Source organism: Pseudoduganella violaceinigra DSM 15887, assembly GCF_000425385.1.
GTDB classification, from domain to species: Bacteria; Pseudomonadota; Gammaproteobacteria; order Burkholderiales; family Burkholderiaceae_D; genus Rugamonas; species Rugamonas violaceinigra.
This window is the reverse complement of sequence record NZ_AUDI01000020.1, coordinates 96,227-112,305: the sequence shown is the minus strand read 5'-3', so window position 1 is coordinate 112,305 and position 16,079 is coordinate 96,227. Positions and strand designations below refer to the sequence as shown.

At 62.3% G+C, this 16,079-nt stretch carries 18 protein-coding genes; 6 read left to right on the top strand and 12 right to left on the bottom strand.

Translation table 11 applies throughout. The features are described 5' to 3' along the window. Positions 1-7 precede the first annotated feature (7 nt). Positions 8-1,120, bottom strand: coding sequence for a Re/Si-specific NAD(P)(+) transhydrogenase subunit alpha (locus H597_RS0113845; protein ID WP_028102674.1), 1,113 nt, complete (start codon positions 1,118-1,120; stop codon positions 8-10). A 165-nt stretch (positions 1,121-1,285) separates the two neighbouring features. Between H597_RS0113845 and H597_RS0113840 the strand changes: the two genes are divergently transcribed. Continuing rightward, positions 1,286-1,768, top strand: a complete 483-nt coding sequence (locus H597_RS0113840) for an NUDIX hydrolase (RefSeq protein WP_028102673.1) — start codon at positions 1,286-1,288, stop codon at positions 1,766-1,768. Positions 1,769-1,811: 43 nt separating this feature from the next. Then, positions 1,812-2,921: a tRNA 2-thiouridine(34) synthase MnmA gene (gene mnmA / locus H597_RS0113835; RefSeq protein ID WP_028102672.1), complete on the top strand. Its 1,110-nt coding sequence runs from the start codon at positions 1,812-1,814 to the stop codon at positions 2,919-2,921. Here mnmA and H597_RS0113830 read toward each other — a convergent pair. From H597_RS0113830 to H597_RS0113815, 4 genes are read right to left on the bottom strand one after another with little or no spacing between them, the layout of a single operon-like run. Then, the gene (locus H597_RS0113830; RefSeq protein ID WP_028102671.1) at positions 2,907-3,338 is read right to left on the bottom strand and encodes an ANTAR domain-containing protein; all 432 of its coding nucleotides are present in this window, start codon (positions 3,336-3,338) and stop codon (positions 2,907-2,909) included. The two genes, mnmA and H597_RS0113830, sit on opposite strands and share 15 nt — an antisense overlap. A gap of 9 nt (positions 3,339-3,347) precedes the next feature. Beyond that, the gene (locus H597_RS0113825) at positions 3,348-4,127 is read right to left on the bottom strand and encodes a 5'-3' exonuclease (protein ID WP_028102670.1); all 780 of its coding nucleotides are present in this window, start codon (positions 4,125-4,127) and stop codon (positions 3,348-3,350) included. Positions 4,128-4,136: 9 nt separating this feature from the next. After that, positions 4,137-4,643, bottom strand: a complete 507-nt coding sequence (gene ybiA, locus H597_RS0113820; protein ID WP_371850733.1) for a riboflavin biosynthesis intermediates N-glycosidase — start codon at positions 4,641-4,643, stop codon at positions 4,137-4,139. Between the two features lie 50 nt (positions 4,644-4,693). Further along, positions 4,694-4,876: a hypothetical protein gene (locus tag H597_RS0113815; RefSeq protein WP_154668102.1), complete on the bottom strand. Its 183-nt coding sequence runs from the start codon at positions 4,874-4,876 to the stop codon at positions 4,694-4,696. A 206-nt stretch (positions 4,877-5,082) separates the two neighbouring features. Here H597_RS0113815 and H597_RS30860 point away from each other — a divergent pair, with 206 nt between their 5' ends. Next, on the top strand, positions 5,083-5,832 hold the full coding sequence (locus H597_RS30860; protein WP_051293779.1) for an NUDIX hydrolase: 750 nt from the start codon (positions 5,083-5,085) through the stop codon (positions 5,830-5,832). Positions 5,833-5,860: 28 nt separating this feature from the next. On the opposite strand, the gene H597_RS0113805 is transcribed toward H597_RS30860, so the two are convergent. Further along, positions 5,861-6,532 (bottom strand): glutathione S-transferase family protein, encoded by a 672-nt coding sequence (locus tag H597_RS0113805; protein ID WP_028102667.1) that lies wholly within the window; start codon positions 6,530-6,532, stop codon positions 5,861-5,863. A 90-nt stretch (positions 6,533-6,622) separates the two neighbouring features. Next, a complete protein-coding gene (locus tag H597_RS0113800; protein ID WP_028102666.1) occupies positions 6,623-8,911 on the bottom strand; it encodes a TonB-dependent receptor in 2,289 nt (762 codons plus the stop codon). A gap of 211 nt (positions 8,912-9,122) precedes the next feature. On the opposite strand from H597_RS0113800, the gene H597_RS0113795 reads away from it, so the two are divergent. Continuing rightward, positions 9,123-9,407: a hypothetical protein gene (locus H597_RS0113795; RefSeq protein ID WP_154668101.1), complete on the top strand. Its 285-nt coding sequence runs from the start codon at positions 9,123-9,125 to the stop codon at positions 9,405-9,407. Here H597_RS0113795 and H597_RS0113790 read toward each other — a convergent pair. Genes H597_RS0113790 through H597_RS0113780 form a run of 3 tightly spaced genes read right to left on the bottom strand, consistent with a single transcriptional unit; the run spans position 9,386 to position 11,838 of the window. Continuing rightward, a complete protein-coding gene (locus H597_RS0113790; RefSeq protein WP_028102664.1) occupies positions 9,386-9,667 on the bottom strand; it encodes a DUF6587 family protein in 282 nt (93 codons plus the stop codon). The two genes, H597_RS0113795 and H597_RS0113790, sit on opposite strands and share 22 nt — an antisense overlap. Before the next feature lie 3 nt (positions 9,668-9,670). After that, positions 9,671-11,560: a ferrous iron transporter B gene (gene feoB / locus H597_RS0113785; RefSeq protein WP_028102663.1), complete on the bottom strand. Its 1,890-nt coding sequence runs from the start codon at positions 11,558-11,560 to the stop codon at positions 9,671-9,673. A 5-nt stretch (positions 11,561-11,565) separates the two neighbouring features. After that, positions 11,566-11,838 carry a FeoA family protein gene (locus H597_RS0113780; RefSeq protein WP_028102662.1) on the bottom strand — a complete coding sequence of 91 codons (273 nt, stop codon included), beginning with the start codon at positions 11,836-11,838 and terminating at the stop codon, positions 11,566-11,568. Positions 11,839-11,995: 157 nt separating this feature from the next. Here H597_RS0113780 and H597_RS0113775 point away from each other — a divergent pair, with 157 nt between their 5' ends. Together H597_RS0113775 and H597_RS30855 are read left to right on the top strand one after the other, a co-directional pair. Beyond that, on the top strand, positions 11,996-12,205 hold the full coding sequence (locus H597_RS0113775; RefSeq protein WP_028102661.1) for a (2Fe-2S)-binding protein: 210 nt from the start codon (positions 11,996-11,998) through the stop codon (positions 12,203-12,205). Between the two features lie 7 nt (positions 12,206-12,212). Next, complete coding sequence (locus H597_RS30855) at positions 12,213-12,890, top strand: energy transducer TonB (RefSeq protein WP_051293778.1); 678 nt, start codon at positions 12,213-12,215, stop codon at positions 12,888-12,890. A gap of 114 nt (positions 12,891-13,004) precedes the next feature. Here H597_RS30855 and H597_RS0113765 read toward each other — a convergent pair whose 3' ends face one another. Next, on the bottom strand, positions 13,005-13,685 hold the full coding sequence (locus H597_RS0113765) for a Fe2+-dependent dioxygenase (RefSeq protein ID WP_028102660.1): 681 nt from the start codon (positions 13,683-13,685) through the stop codon (positions 13,005-13,007). Positions 13,686-13,687: 2 nt separating this feature from the next. After that, complete coding sequence (locus tag H597_RS0113760) at positions 13,688-15,979, bottom strand: TonB-dependent receptor (RefSeq protein WP_028102659.1); 2,292 nt, start codon at positions 15,977-15,979, stop codon at positions 13,688-13,690. Between the last annotated feature and the right edge of the window lie 100 nt (positions 15,980-16,079).

Below are 16,079 nucleotides of genomic sequence, written 5' to 3'. Positions count from 1 at the left end.
GTATCTCCTAATTCCGCAGCGTCTCGCCGCCGTGGCAGACGAGCGTCGCTTTGATGATTTCATCCTCGCGGTCGATCACCAGCTGGTCTTCCTTGTCGAATACCAGCTTGAGGAAATCGAGCACATTGCGCGAGTACAGGGCGGAGGCGTCGGCCGCCACGTGGCAGGCCAGGTTCGGCTCGCCCACGATATGCACGCCGTGCCTGATGACCGTCTTGCCCAGCTCGGACAACGGGCAATTGCCGCCCTGCTCCACCGCCAGGTCGACGATGACGGAGCCGGGCTTCATGGCCTTGACGGTGTCTTCGGAAATCAGCACCGGCGCCGGGCGGCCCGGGATCAATGCCGTGGTGATCACGATGTCGGCCTGTTTGGCGCGTTCGTGCACCAGCTCTGCCTGGCGCTTCATCCAGGCGGCCGGCATCGGGCGCGCATAGCCGCCCGCGCCTTGCGCGATCTCGCGCTCTTCATCGGTCAGGTAAGGCACGTCGATGAATTTCGCGCCGAGCGACTCCACCTGCTCCTTCACCGGCGGACGCACGTCGGACGCTTCGATCACCGCGCCCAGGCGCTTGGCCGTAGCAATGGCCTGCAGGCCGGCCACGCCGACGCCCATGATCAGCACACGGGCCGCTTTCACGGTGCCCGCCGCCGTCATCAGCATGGGCATGAAACGCTGGTAGGTATTCGAGCCAACCATCACGGCCTTGTAGCCCGCGATATTGGCCTGGGAGGACAGCACGTCCATCGACTGGGCGCGCGTGATACGCGGCACAGCTTCCAATGCAAACGCGGACAGGCCGGAAGCCGCCATGGCCGCAATGTTTTCCCCATCAAAGGGATTCAGCATGCCGACCAGCACCGAGCCCGATTTCATCTGGCCGCGCTCCTCGGCGTTCGGGGCGCGTACCTTCAGTACCATTTGCGCGCCCAGTGCCTCTGCCGCGGTGCCAATGGTGGCGCCGGCAGCGGCATATGCTTCGTCCGTCACCGAGGCGGAAATGCCGGCTCCCGCCTGCACGATCACCTGGTGTTTGACTGCGAGTTTCTTGACCGTTTCGGGCGTCGCTGCCACCCTGGTCTCCCCCGGCCTAGACTCGGCCGGTACGCCAATCTTCATAATGCCTCCAAATAGTGGGAAAAACTGACTAAAATCTAACATGAAATGTTCTGTCGCCAACATTACGCGAAAAGAAATGTTGCGCCGCACAAGGATTTCACACTGTGGTAACAACGGAAGGTCAAGATCAGGCTACAATGTCGGGTCTTCTAAGGATGGACTAACATGCCGCGCACCTGGAAACCGAATGTCACAGTCGCCGCCGTCATCGAGCGCGATGGAAAGTTTCTTCTGATTGAAGAAGAAACCAGTGACGGCATTCGGTTGAACCAGCCCGCCGGCCACCTCGATCCGCTGGAGTCGCTGGAACAGGCCGTGGTGCGCGAAACGCTGGAAGAAACAGCCTACGATTTCACCCCGACCGCGCTGGTGGGCATGTATATGTCGCGCTACCGTTCGGCGCGCACCGGCCAGCTGGTGACCTTCCTGCGCTTTGCCTTCTGCGGCGAGGTGGGCAGACTGCATGAAGACCGCCCGCTCGATGAAGGCATCCTGGGCACCTACTGGATGACGCGCGATGAAATCGCCGCCTGCCGCGAACGCCACCGCAGCCCATTGCTGCTGACTTGCGTGGACGAATACCTGGCGGGCAAGCGCGCGCCGCTGGAAATCCTGCACACCCATGTGTCGGTATTTGAAGAAGTCTGACGATTTCTTCTATTTTGGAAAATTTGCAACACCCCTCCGTATTATGACCAAGAAAAAAGTAGTCATCGGCATGTCCGGTGGCGTCGACTCCTCCGTTTCCGCATGGCTGCTGAAAGAGCAAGGCTATGAAGTGATCGGCCTGTTCATGAAGAACTGGGAAGACGACGACGATTCCGAATACTGCTCCACGCGCCAGGACTGGATCGACGCGGCCAGCGTGGCCGACGTGGTGGGCGTGGACATCGAAGCGGTCAACTTCGCCGCCGAATACAAGGACCGCGTGTTCGCGGAATTCCTGCGCGAGTACCAGGCCGGCCGCACCCCGAATCCGGACGTGCTGTGCAATGCGGAGATCAAGTTCAAGGCCTTCCTCGACCACGCCATGCACCTGGGCGCGGACCTGATCGCCACCGGCCACTATGCGCGCGTGCGCCACAACACCGTGAGCGGCCGCCACGAGCTGCTGAAGGCGGTCGACCACACCAAGGACCAGAGCTACTTCCTGCACCGCCTGAACCAGGCGCAGTTGTCCAAGACCCTGTTCCCGCTGGGCGAAATCCCGAAAACCGAAGTGCGCAAGATCGCGGAAAAACTGCAGCTGCCGAATGCGGCCAAGAAGGATTCCACCGGCATCTGCTTCATCGGCGAGCGCCCGTTCCGTGAATTTTTGAACCGCTACCTGTCCTACAAGTCGGGCCCGATCAAGACCCCGGACGGCAAGGTGGTGGGCGAGCACGTGGGCCTGTCCTTCTACACCCTGGGCCAGCGCAAGGGCATCGGCATCGGCGGCGTGAAGACCTACCAGAACGCCGACGGCTCGTCCGACGCCTGGTATGTGGCGCGCAAGGACGTGGAGAACAATACGCTGTGGGTGGTGCAGGGCCATGACCACCCCTGGCTGCTGTCGGACGCGCTGCAAGCGGGCCAGGCCAGCTGGGTCGCCGACGTGGCGCCGGAGGCCGGCCGCATCAGCGCCAAGACCCGCTACCGCCAGGCCGACGTGCCGTGCGACGTCGCCGCCAGGGGCGACAGCGAGTTCGCGCTGAAATTCATGGATGCCCAGTGGGCGGTGACGCCCGGCCAGTCGGCCGTGCTGTACGACGGCGATGTCTGCCTCGGCGGCGGCATCATCGACGACTCAAACTTCGTCTGACCCTTCGGCCGGGCCGTCGCCTTGCGTGCCGGCCTGCGCTTTCTGCTGCCGCTTCACCGCCGCGATGACGGTGTTGCGGATCGTCTTCAGTACCGTCCCCGCATTGAACGGCTTCACGATATAGCCATTGAAGCCCATCGCGTGGCCTTTCTGGATCGTAGCCTGGTCGAATTCCGACGACACCATGAACAGCATGGCTTTCGGCCAGTCCTTGCGCATGGCGTGCACGGACGCCTCGTCGGCCTCGATGCAGTCGCGCGAAATGCAGATGATCTGGGGGTGGTGCTTGATCAGCAGTACATTGCCCGCCAGGCAGGTGTGCGCCTGGCCGACCACGTCATAGCCGCCGTCGATCAGCACCGTATTGAGCAGGCCGCGGGCGACGGCGCTGCTGTCGATAAGGACTGCTTTTAACATCGGAAGGTCTTAGCGGTGGTCCCAGGCCAGCATGTTCCAGCTCACGCCGATCCGGACATCCGTCTTTAGTTGTACCAGTTGACGAGAAAGATACAACATATCTCGCTCTTTTCGTAGGCTTTCGCCGACTTTGTCCTTCAAGATGCCCGCGCCGGCCATGATTGCGTCCAGAGTGCCGTAAGTTCGCAACAGTTTGGCCGCCGTCTTCACGCCCACATTCGAGACGCCGGGGATGGAATCGGTCTCGTCGCCCATCAGCGCCAGCAGGTCCGGCAGCATGCCAGGTGTGACGCCCCATTTCTTTTCGACCCAGGCGCGGTCATGCCATTCCGACTTGAAATGGTCCCAGACACGGGCCCCTTCGGCGATCAGGCAGTGCAAGTCCTTGTCGGTGCTGGCCACCACGGCTTCGCCGCGGTTCTCGGCCAGCCAGCGCGTAACCACGGTGCCGATCACATCGTCGGCTTCCACGTCGGGGATGGAGATCGGGCACATGCCGATATTGGTGAGCTGCATATAGAACTGCGGCAGCGCTTCGCGCAGCACGTCCGGCATCGGCTGGCGGCCCTCGCGGTAACCTTTATACAAGGTATGGCGCCAGGTGCTGCCGCCGTAATCGAAGGCAGGCAGGATATGGGTCGGTTCGTGGCCGTTCACCAGGCGCTGGAAAGCGCTGAACGCATGGCGCATCGCTATCTCGGCTTTGAGGTCGGAGTCCGGTTCCGGACTTGCCTCATACACACGCCGCACAATATTCAAACCATCAATGGCCAGCAATCTTCCTGTCATCCCGCCATTTTACCGCACGCCGCCGCGCTCCCTGATCCGTGAACGCGCTTCCATCAGGGCAAAACCAAGCAGGTTCAGCCCGGTCCATCTGGCGGGATTCCCGGCATGCGGCGAGTCGGCGGCCACGCCCGTGCCCCAGATGCGGTCGACCGGACTGGCTTCCACCAGCACCTGGTCGCCGGTGGCGAGCAGGAAGTCGCGCAAGGGCGGGTTCTGCGAAAACTTGGCGACGTTGGCTGCGACCACGATTTCCCAGCGGTGCGCCTCCCAGGTCGGCTCGTCGAAGCCCTGCACCTTGCGGCCGGCGGCTTTTGCCGCGCCCGGATTCCGCGCTTGCATGATGCGGGCCAGCGCCTTTTCATCGCCGAACAGGCGGGCCTTCCCGGCCATCATGAAGTGCTCAGCCGTCGGGTAGCGGATGCCATCGACTTCAAATTCCGCCTCGAACCATTGGCTGAAGCAGGTCTTTTTGATGGCGCCGTCCTGCGACGGCTGGTGTCCCCAGAACAGGACCATTTCGGCTTGTCCGGTGGTGCGAATGTGCTCGCACAATTGGGCTACATTTCTCATTTCAATTCTTTTCCATTAAACGCCGCTTCAAAGGCGGCAAAGGCGGCGCCCTTGCGATCGAGCACGGCAAAGCACACATGCTCGAATGCGCCGCGATATTTGGGGTTGCGCAGCAGGTGTTCAGCGAACCAACGCGCCAGCGCGCCGCGATTGGCCGCCGAAATCGACTTGCTTGCCAAGCGCATTCACCTAAGCGCCGGCATCGTGGATTGCCAGCGTTTGCTGGGCGATGCGCGAACGGACCCGGTTGATCATTGCGATACTCCTTTCTTGTTATTGTTTTCGATCAAGCGAAGGCATCACAACCAACTTAGTTTGCATTTGCAACTAAGTTATGTTCTTTTCAGCACTAAGCGATTACAATGCGCTTTTCGCCAGGAAGACAATGACTAACGACAATCGCACCGAACAGGAATTCCTCAGCAGCTATAACGTGCACGACTATGATGTGCCGCTGACGAGCGTCGATCTGGTCATCTTTACGCTGCGCGAACAGGCGCTGCAGGTTTTACTGGTTCGCCGCAGCGATCACCCATGCAAGGGCAAATGGTCGCTGCCGGGCGGCTTTATCGACGTCCACCGCGACAAGACTCTCGACGATGCCGCATTGCGCAAGCTGCGCGAGAAAACCGGCGTGCAAACGCCTTACCTGGAACAGTTGCAAGGCTTTGGCAGCGCCAGCCGCGACCCGCGCGGCTGGTCGGCAACGTTTGCCTACTTCGCCTTGATTTCATCGGATGATATCCAGCTGCAGCATGGCGGTACGGCCGATGCCGCGCAATGGTTCACCGTGGCCGAGAACCTGTGCAGCGCCGACCTGGCTTTCGACCATGGTGAAATCCTCGCGGCCGCCATTACGCGGCTGCGCGACAGGACCGAAAATTCCTCCATGCCAGTTCACCTGCTGCCGGCGGAATTCACGCTGACGGATTTGCAGCGCGTGTATGAACTTGTCTTGGGACGCCCAGTCGATAAAAGCGCGTTCCGAAAGCGCATCAAGGAAGGGGATTTCCTTGAAGAGATCCCCGGCAAGATGCGTCATGCTAGCAACCGGCCCGCGCAGCTATACCGCCTCCGCGCCGGCCACCCTGCCCTTACACTCATGCGCCGCATTGGTGGCGATGCAAAGGCCTGATTAAGTTGCTCGCCCACTTAGTTTTGCGTTAGCGCAGCAGTTCGTAGGGGCCGCCGCGTTCCAGGGCGCGCTGGTAGGCAGGACGGGCATGGATACGCTGCAGGAAGGCTTGCAGGCGCGGATGGCTGGCGCCAAGGCCGCCGCGCGCGGCAGCCGCTTCGAGCGGGAAACTCATCTGGATGTCGGCCGCGCTGAATTCGCTGCCGGCAAACCACTCGCGCGCTGCCAGTTCGGACTCCAGATAAGCCAGGTGGCGATCGATATTCGGCTGCACGAAACTCGACATCACCTTCTGCGCAATGGCACGCTTGATCGGCTTGACGAAGAACGGGGCCGGCGAGGATTCCACCTTGTCGAACACAAGTTTCATCAGCAGCGGCGGCATCAGCGAGCCTTCGGCGTAATGCATGAAGTAGCGCCAGCGCAGCTTGTCCGGCGTGCCGGCCGGCGGCACCAGGCGGTCATTGCCGTGCTTTTCCACCAGGTACTCGATGATGGCGCCCGATTCGGCCACGGTATTGCCTTCGTGTTCGATGACGGGCGATTTACCCAGCGGATGCACCTTGCTCAGCTCCGGCGGCGCCAGCATGGTTTTCGGGTCGCGCTGGTAGTGCCTGATCTCGTATGCCAGCCCAAATTCTTCCAGCAACCATAGCACGCGTTGCGAACGGGAGTTGTTGAGGTGGTGGACAATGATCATGGGTGCGCTCCGGAAGGATAAATGGTGGCATGACTTTACCACTGACCCGCGAATCCATCACGACACCCCTCCGCGATTTTTGCGAGGGCACTACCAATCCAGTTTGAGCTCCGCGGAGTAGGAGCGTTGTGGGTACGGGTGGTAGTTCCAGTACTTGTCGTTGTTGGCATTGTCGATGCCGAAGGCCGCACTCCAGTGCTGGTCGATGCGGTAGCGCACGCGCGCGTCGACAGTGAAGTACTTGCTGGCCGCCGTGTAGGCGAAGCCGTTGATATCGCTGTTGTCCAACGTGGAGTATTGCTTGCCGCTGTAGCGCGCCCCCAGCGTGGCCGAGAGCTTGTCGTTCACGCGGTAAGTCGCCACCGCGCTGGCGCGCCATTCGGGAATACGCGGCTGCCACTTGCCTACGCTGACAGGAAATTTCTCATTGCGCTTGATCTTCGAATCGGTCCAGGTCAGGCTGGCTTGCATGTCCAGGCCAGGTACCAGCACGTTCTCGTTGGACCAGGCGGTCTCCAGCCCCTGAGTGCGGATCAGGTCCACGTTCTGCACATTGCTCACATTGGGCGTTACCAGTACATTGGTTTGCGCATACAGGGCGTCGCTATTGCGCTCGAAGAATGCGGTGAGGCGCAAGGCGGCATTGCCAACCAGGCGCTCCGCGCTCAACTCGGTGGTCCAGGAGCGCTCCGGCTGCAGGTTCGGATCGTTGTTGATCAGGATGCCGGTGTTGTTGATGCCGCCCTGGTACAGCTCGGACACGGTCGGCATGCGCACTGCGCGGCCGATGGAAGCCTTCAGCGTCCATTCCTCGCTGGCTTGGAAGGCCAATGCGGCCTTGGGCGAGACAAAGTTGTCGCTGCGACGCGGGTGATGCACGACCGTGGTGGCATTGGCGGTCGCGCCGTCGCGGCCCTCCCAGTGCTCGAAACGGGCGCCCAGCACGGTCTTCCAATCCTGCGCCAGCTTCCAGGTATCCTGCAGGTACAGGCTGTCGATGCTGGTGCGGCCGGAGAAAGCCTGGTTGCGCGCCCCGGGTTCGCCCGTGATCCAATCGGTGGCGGCGCGTTCGATGGTGGAGAGCTTGTACGCCGCGCGCTGGTAGCCGAAGTCGAAAATATGCCTGCCGCGCATGCCATCTGGACGGTACACGGCTTTCAGCGACAGCGTATTCCAGCCGGTGCCGTTCTGGTCGACGATGCGGCCTGCCCCGCCTCTTGCCGCGGCAGGCTGCGCGGTGGTCGGCGCACGCAGGATGTCGCGGCTGTAGTCGTACACGCTGGCCGCCACCTCCCAATCGAACACGCCCTTGGTATTGCTCTTCACGGTCAGGCCGTGCATCAGGTGGCGTAGCGCCTCTTGCGAAGCGTTGAAATCGGCGGGGGCCAATGTAAAGCTGCGGCCGTCGATCGACACAGGGCCGCTGAACACAGGCTTGCCCGCCGCATCGCGCAGGTAAGTATTGGGCGATCCACTCGAATCGTTCTTCCACCAGCCGAGCGAATAGCTGGCGCGGACGGTCGGCGAGAAGTCGTAAGCCAGCTTGATCTTGGCGTGATCCTGCACCGTGCTGTATTGGGTGGCGGTGCCGAGGATGTATTGCTCGCGGTTGCTGCGGTCCTTGTCGATCACGGCGCCGGTCACCGGCCCCCCCATACTGCCCACCGTACCGGCGGAAACGGCGCGCGTCGTATAGGTCTGCGGCTGGCCGTCGCTATCGGTACGGTTCACACTGAGGAACCACGACCAGGCGCCGTGACGGTTACCGAGCGACATGCTCGATTGCCGCGCAGTGGAGGTCATATTCGTGTTGTACAGCTCAAATGGCTGGCGCACATAGGCCATGCGGGCATGGGCTTCAAACTGCTTCGGCATGCGCGTCACATAGTCGACCACCGCGCCCACCGAATTGCCGCCATAGGCGGCGGAGAATGGCCCGTACAGCACATCCACCCGTTCGATCTCCTCCGGCGCGACCATGCCCCAGCGCGGCGCGAATGTGGCGCCATTCCCCAGATAGTTCGACAGCAGCACGCCGTCCGCAAATACCGCCGAGCGTGCGCTGTTGCCGGTACCGGAGGCGCGGGTCGACAGCACGGCGTGGTTGTAATCGCCGATATAGCGCTTGCGGACCAGAAGGCTGGGCAGGTACTTCAGCGCGTCTTCCGCGTCACTGGCGTTGACCTGTTCTTCAATCTGAGCGCGGGTAATGCCTTCGATGGTGGTCGGGATCTGGGTCGGCAGCGACGTCGGATGGTTGCCGGCGATGACGACGGTGCCAACCAGCTTGAGCGGCGATTCCCCTTCGTGGTCGGCAAAGGCCGGGGCCGGGACGATTGCCAGCAGCACTGCTGCCAGGGGAATGAGGCGGGTGTTCATGAGGCGTCCTTTCTGGTTCCCGGCAGCGGTGCCGGTGTCTGCAATGCGGGACTGCCTCCTGCTCCAGCCCACGATGGCTCCCCCAATGCGATCTCAATAAGTCGCATTGTAAGTACACCTTTTTACTGACGACATGCCCCAGATCAAGTTTTCACTTGCGGGACAAACGCCCCAACTGATATTGTAAATATTTCAGTTATGGCATCGTGCGATGGGTCATTTGCTTGCTATTGAGTTGGGAGGGCTGCTTTTGCTGCTGGCGTGCCTGCCCTGCTGGCTGGCCGGTAAGTGGTATGCCGCGCACGGTGCGCCGCCGGCACTGGGGCGCTCGTTCGCCATCAACCTGGTGCTGCTGCTGGTCGGCACCGGATTGACCGTCGCCGCCATCGCCTTGGAGATGCGCGAATTCAAGCCCATGCTCACCTGGGCATTCGGCCTGCTGGGGATTCTTGGATTGCTGGTATCAGCCGCGCTTCACGCGTTCGACGAGCTGTAAATCTTGATGACGCGGCGCGCAGGGCCGCCGTCCGAAGGCGGGGCCAGCGCAGCGGAAGAATCGCCGCAACCGCCGCAGGAGCCGCAGCCGCTGCCGCAGCTCGATTCCGTATTGAAGAAGCGCGCCAGCTTGTCCTGCGGCAGGCCGCGGCGCGACAAGGCAAAGACGATCTGCTGGCGCCACGCGGCAGGCAGATACTTCCGCGCCGCATGCAGCGCGGCTGCCGCCACCACGATACCGACAATGATTTCCTGCCACATGGTTCAGCCTCCCAGCGCCAGCGCGACGCGGTAAGTGATGAAGGTGGCGGTGTACGCCAGCACGAACATATAGCCTGCCATCATCAGCGGATACTTCAAGGAGTTGGTTTCGCGGCGCACCACGGTCAGCGTGGACAGGCACTGCGGCGCGAACACATACCAGGCCAGCAGCGCCAGCGCGGTCGCCATGCTCCAGCTGGAAGCGATCACCGGCTGCAGGGAATTGGCCAGTTCGTCGCCGGTCTGCGACAGCGCATACACGGTGCCCAGGGCGCCCACGGCCACTTCACGCGCCGCCATGCCCGGTACCAGCGCGATACAGATCTGCCAGTTGAAGCCGATCGGCGCGAAGATGAACTCCAGCGCGCGGCCCAGCATGCCGGCCACACTGTAATAGATCGGGGGATGGGTGGCGCCTTCCGGCGCGCCCGGGAAGCTGGATAGGGCCCACAGCAGCACCATCAGCGTCAGGATGGTGGTACCGACGCGCATCAGGAAAATCTTGGCGCGTTCGTACAGGCCGATGGCCAGGTTGCGCATATGCGGCCAGTGGTAGGCCGGCAGCTCCAGCATCAGCGGCTGGTTGCGCTTGGCGCGCATGGAGCGCTTCATGACCCAGGCCACGGCCATGGCCGAAATGATGCCGGCGAAATACAGGCAGAACAGCACCAGGCCTTGCAGGTTGAAGGCGCCCCACACTTCCCGGTTCGGAATGAAGGCGGCGATCACCAGCGCGTAGACCGGCAGGCGCGCCGAGCATGTCATCAGCGGCGCGATCATGATGGTGACGATGCGGTCGCGCGGATTCTGGATGGTGCGCGCCGCCATGATGCCGGGAATGGCGCAGGCGAACGACGACAGCAGGGGGATGAAGGCGCGGCCCGACAGGCCGACGCCGCCCATCAGGCGGTCCAGCAGGAAGGCGGCGCGCGGCAGATAGCCGCAATCTTCCAGCACCAGGATGAAGAAGAACAGAATCAGGATCTGCGGCAGGAACACCAGCACGGCGCCCACCCCGCTGAACACGCCGTCCACCAGCAGCGAACGCAGGACGCCTTCCGGCATATGGCTGCTGACCAGCACGCCCAGGTCGGCGACGCCGCCGCTGATCATTTCCATCGGCGCCTTGGCCCAGCTGAACACGGCCTGGAACACGCAGAACATCAGCACGGCCAGGATAACCGGGCCCATCACCGGATGCAGCACGAAGTGGTCGATCTTTTCGGTGCGGTTGCCGCGGTCCTCGACGTCTTTCACCGCGATAGCGAGGATGCGGCGTACTTCGCGCTGGGTGTCTTCAACCGACACGGCGTCGATGGCCGACAGCGGATTGGCCACGCTATGGTGGATCGGCCACAAGGCGTCCAGCGCATCGACCAGGGTCTTCTCGCCGCCACTCTTGACCGCCACGGTTTCCACCACCGGCATGCCCAGTTCCTGCGACAGCTTCAATGTGTCGACCACGATGCCGCGCTTCTTGGCCACGTCGACCATGTTCAGGCACAGGAGCATCGGCAGGCCGAGGCGTTTGATCTCAAGGACCAGGCGCAGGTTCAGGCGCAGATTGGTGGCGTCGACCACGCACACGACGACGTCGGGTGAGCGCTCGCCTTCGCGCAGGCCGGCCACCACGTCGCGCGTGATCATTTCATCGGGAGTATGGGCCGACAGGCTGTAGGCGCCCGGCAGGTCGAGCAGGCGGAAGCCGTTGCCGGCGCCGGAGGTGAACTGGCCTTCCTTGCGTTCGATGGTCACGCCGGCATAGTTGGCGACCTTCTGGCGCGCGCCGGTCAGGCGGTTGAACAACGCGGTCTTGCCGCAATTCGGATTGCCCAGCAGGGCAACCATCGGCTGCTGCGCAACGGCTTGCGCGGCCTTTTCTACTGCACCCATTGCATTTATTCCGGTTGGATCGAGATCAGCGCGGCTTCGAAGCGGCGCAAGGCAAACGTGGCATTGCCTACTTTAATGGCGAGCGGTTCGCCGCCTGGCAGGCCACGCTTGAGCATGCGGATGCGCTCGCCGGGCACGAAGCCCAGCTCCATCAGGCGGCGCGCCAGGTCGGCGCCGTCCTCGGTATCGTCAGGATTGCCCGGGGCAATGTGGATCACCGTTCCGCTCTGCCCCACCGGCAGGGAATCAAGCTTGATGAGGGTAGGCGCAAGGGTCATGGCGAACGTTCCTGGGAGAAATACAACCTCATCATTATAAATGAGAATTGTTCTTAGATACGCTTGCATTGTAGCCCGGTTCGGGTAGAATGGAAACCGTAATGATAATGATTCTCATTATGAGAATCGCAATCTTAGCCAGAAGGTACTCATCAAAATGATCGTTTGTGTCTGCAACAACATCTCTGATCGAGAAATCCGTCAAGCCATAGATATGGGGATCAGCTCCATCGACGAGTTGCGCGAAGCGCTCGGCGTGGCCACCTGCTGCGGCAACTGCCTCAGCTATGCGGTGGAAGTGCTGGATGAACATCTGGGCAGCGGAATTCAGGAAACTGTACTGAAGCGCCCGACACTGGCCGTGTGAGGACGCTATGCAGACGATGACTTTTCCCGCCGGGGGCTTTGGCACCGGCGCCGGCAGCGGCAAGCTGACCAAGATCGCCGTCGTCGTCGCCCTGCATGCGGCCCTGGGTTATGCCTTTATCAACGGCACGATGCACCGCCTTGTCGAGCGCATCCCGGACGTGGTCAATGTCACGTTTGTTGCGCCGCCGCCACCTCCGCCGCCTGTCTCGCAGCCGAAAACCGTAGAAATCGCGCAGAAAGCGCCGACCATCGCGCCACCGCCGCTGCCGATGCTGCCGGTGGTGATTGAAAACACCATTACGCCGCCACCGGCGCAAGCGCGCACTGCGGAGCCGGCGCCCATGACGCCGGTGGCGGCGGCGCCCGTTGCCGCAGTCCCGGCGGCGCCAGCCGCACCGGCCGGCCCGCGCGTGATCTCCGCGGTCGAATATCTCCGTGCGCCGCAGCCCGTGTACCCGTCGGTGTCGCGCCGTATGGGCGAACAGGGCGTGGTAACCTTGCGCGTGCTGGTCAATGAGAAGGGTTATGCCGAGCAGGCGTCGATCCAGAAGTCTTCCGGCTTCAACAACCTCGATGAAGCGGGACGCGCTGCCGTGATGCGCGCGCTGTTCAAGCCCTATATTGAGGATGGCAAGGCGCAGCCGGTGTATGTGGTGGTGCCGATCAATTTCCAGATGTCTTAAACCGCGACCCGCAGGGTCAGACACTGATGTGCAAACGCCGCGGACTTCAATCGAAGTTCGCGGCGTTTGCATTGTGGTGTCTGACCCTGCGGGTCGGACACCGGTTTACCGGTTTTAAAGATCAGCCCACATGCGCAGCAGATTGTGATAATGCCCCGCCAGTCCGACCGTGGCCTCATCATCGCCATGCGCCGCGCGCAGTTTCTGGATATTCTGGTCCAGCTCAAACAGCATGGTGCGCTGCCCGTCGTCGCGCACCATCGACTGCGTCCAGAGGAATGAGGCCACGCGCTCGCCCGCGGTCACCGGGTTCACGCGGTGCACGCTGCTGGCCGGGTAGACGATCGCATCGCCCGCCGGCAGCTTGACTTCATGCGCGCCGTAGCTGTCCATCACGGTCAGCTCGCCGCCCTCATACTCTTCCGGATCGGACAGGAACACGGTGGTGGAAATATCCGCGCGCATCACGTCCGACGAACCCGCCATGTGGCGGATCGCACCGTCGATATGCAGGCCGTAGGTCTCGCCGCCGGCATAGCTGTTGAAATACGGCGGCAGGATCTTCAGCGGCAGCGCCGCCGAGTAGAACAGCGGGTTCTTCGCCAGCGCCTTGATGATGATATCCCCGAGCTCCAGCGCCAGCGGCGTCCCTTCCGCGATCTGCCGGTTGCGCTTGACTTGCGCGCCCTGGCTGCCCACGCTGGCGCGGCCGTCGATCCAGTCGGCGGCCGCCAGGCGCTGGCGGAAGTAGGTGACTTGCTCCGGCGTCAGCACGCCGGGGATATGCAGCATCATGATCAGTAGTGGAAGTTCGCCGTCAGGATGGCGGTACGGCCGGCGGCGATCTGGGCGTAATGGTTCGAGACCGATTTATCGAAGTAGAACTTGTCGGTCAGATTCTGCACGTTCAGCTGCAGGCTGATGTTCTTGTTCACTTCGTAGCTCGCCATTGCGTCAAAGCGGGTAAAGCCTGGCACGTACTTGGTGTTGTTGATATTAGCCCAGATCTTGGCCGAATAGTTCACGCCGCCGCCGATGGTCAGGCCCGGCAGCACGGTGTAGGAAGTCCACAGCGAAGCGCTGGTCTTCGGTACGCCCGGGAAGACGTTGCCGTCGTAGGGCGATTTTGCCCACACCGGCTGCGCCGTGGTGCCGACATTGGTGTAGCCATTGTCGCCCACTTCCGCGTCCAGCCAGGTGGCGCCGCCGAAGACTTGCCAGTTGCTGGTCAGGGCGCCGCTGATGCCGAATTCCGCACCGCGCACCGTTTTCTTGCCGGCGTTGAAGGAGGTGCCGTTAGGGCCGCTGACGCGGGCGTTGTTCATCTTGCTTTCGAAGATGGCGCCGCTCAGGGACAGGCGGCGTGCCAGCACTTCCCACTTGGTGCCCAGCTCGAAGTTCTTGCTGTCCTGCGGTTTCAGGTCTTTCACCGCCACGCTCAGGCCGTCATTACCTTCGCCGCCGTCATTGCCGGGCGGGGTGGACGAGGTGCCGTAGGAGATGTAGATGCTGCTGTTGGCGGCCGGCTTGTACACCAGGCCCGCCTGGTAGTTGGTGAAGTTGGACTTCACTTCCGCATTCACGGCGGCGGTAGCCGGCGTAGCGGCCGGATTGGCAGCGGTCGACAGCGCGGAGCGGAAGCCATCCCAGCGCAGGCCCACGTTCAGCAGCCATTGCGGGGTGAATTCGATGGTGTCGAAACCATATACCGAACGGCTGTTGGTGTGCACATTGGTGGCGGCAGGCGACACGCTGCGCGCCTGGGTCGCACTCCACGGATCGTTCGGGTTCGGGTTGAACAGGGTGGTGCAGTTGTACAGGGTGGCCGCGCCGGCAGTCTTGCAGTCGGTGCCCTTGGTCAGCGGGTTGTTGGTGCCCGGCGTGAACAGGTAGGTGCTGCGGTCGGTGATCTCGCGGCTGATTTCCACACCGGTGGTGAAGCTGTGCTTGATGCCGGCGGTGGTGAATTCGCCGGTCAGGCTGGAGGCGTTGGCCAGCGCGTCGGTCTCGGCCACGCGGGTATTGGCGCGGCGCCACAGGGTGCCGTACAGCAGCACATTGCCCTTGGAATCGTCCGGCTGGGTGTAGACGTAATCGTTCTCGGTCTTGCCGTAGCGGGTCACGTTGCGGAACGCGAGGCCGTTGCGGAAGTCGTGCTTGACGTCGATGGTGCCGATATCGGACTTGGTGTCGCGGAAATCGCGGTCGACCAGGCCGTAGTAGGTGTTGCGCGGCACGGACATCGGGGTGCCGTTGCCGTTCCTGGCCACGTTGGCGCCGGTCGTGAAGGGATTATTGAACGGCACGCCGCTGTCCGGCAGTTCGCTCGACTGCATATGGTAGTAGGACAGGTTGACCTTGGTCGGACCGGTCAGGCCGAAGGCCACGGTCGGCGCGATGCCCCAGCGGTCGCCATGGATCTGATCGCGGCCGGCGACATGGTTTTCATGGCCCATCACGTTCAGGCGCACGGCGGCGTCATCGCCGATCATGCGGTTGACGTCGACGGTGGCGCGGCGGTATTTGGCGTTGCCGATACCGACCGAAGCGTTGCTGAAGTTCTCAGCCTTGGCAGTCTTGGAAACCAGGTTCACGCCGCCGCCGGCGGAAGAACGGCCGCCGTAGGCCGAATTCGGGCCCTTCACCACTTCGATCTGCTCCAGGTCGAAGATTTCGCGGCTCTGGGAGCCGGTGTCGCGGATGCCGTCGATATAGGTGTCGCTCTGCGCGTTATAGCCGCGGATCAGCAGGTTGTCGCCCACCGGTTGGCCGCCTTCAGCGGCGCCGACGGTGATGCCCGGCACGGTGCGCAGGGCATCGGTCAGCGAGGTGGCGCCAGTCTGGGCAATCACCTCGGTCGGGATCACGGTCACGGCTTTCGGGGTATCGAGCAGCGGGGCGGTGAATTTGTCCGAGGCCGATTTCTTGACCTGGAAGTCGCTGCCGGTCTGGCCGGTGACGACGACTTCGTGCATTTTCTGCTCGGGTGCGGCGGTGTTGCTGTCGGCGTGGGCTACAGGCAGCGCCAGCGAAGCGGCGATGGCTGCGAGCGTAGCTGGCGAGTGCTTGCGGCTCTTGATATAAGACATGGGACGACTCTAAATGGTAGGCGTAAAACGCAAATGATAATTGTTTTCATTTGCATTAGCAATGTCGTTAGCAATCTTAAGTTGCCCTGGAGACTAGGTT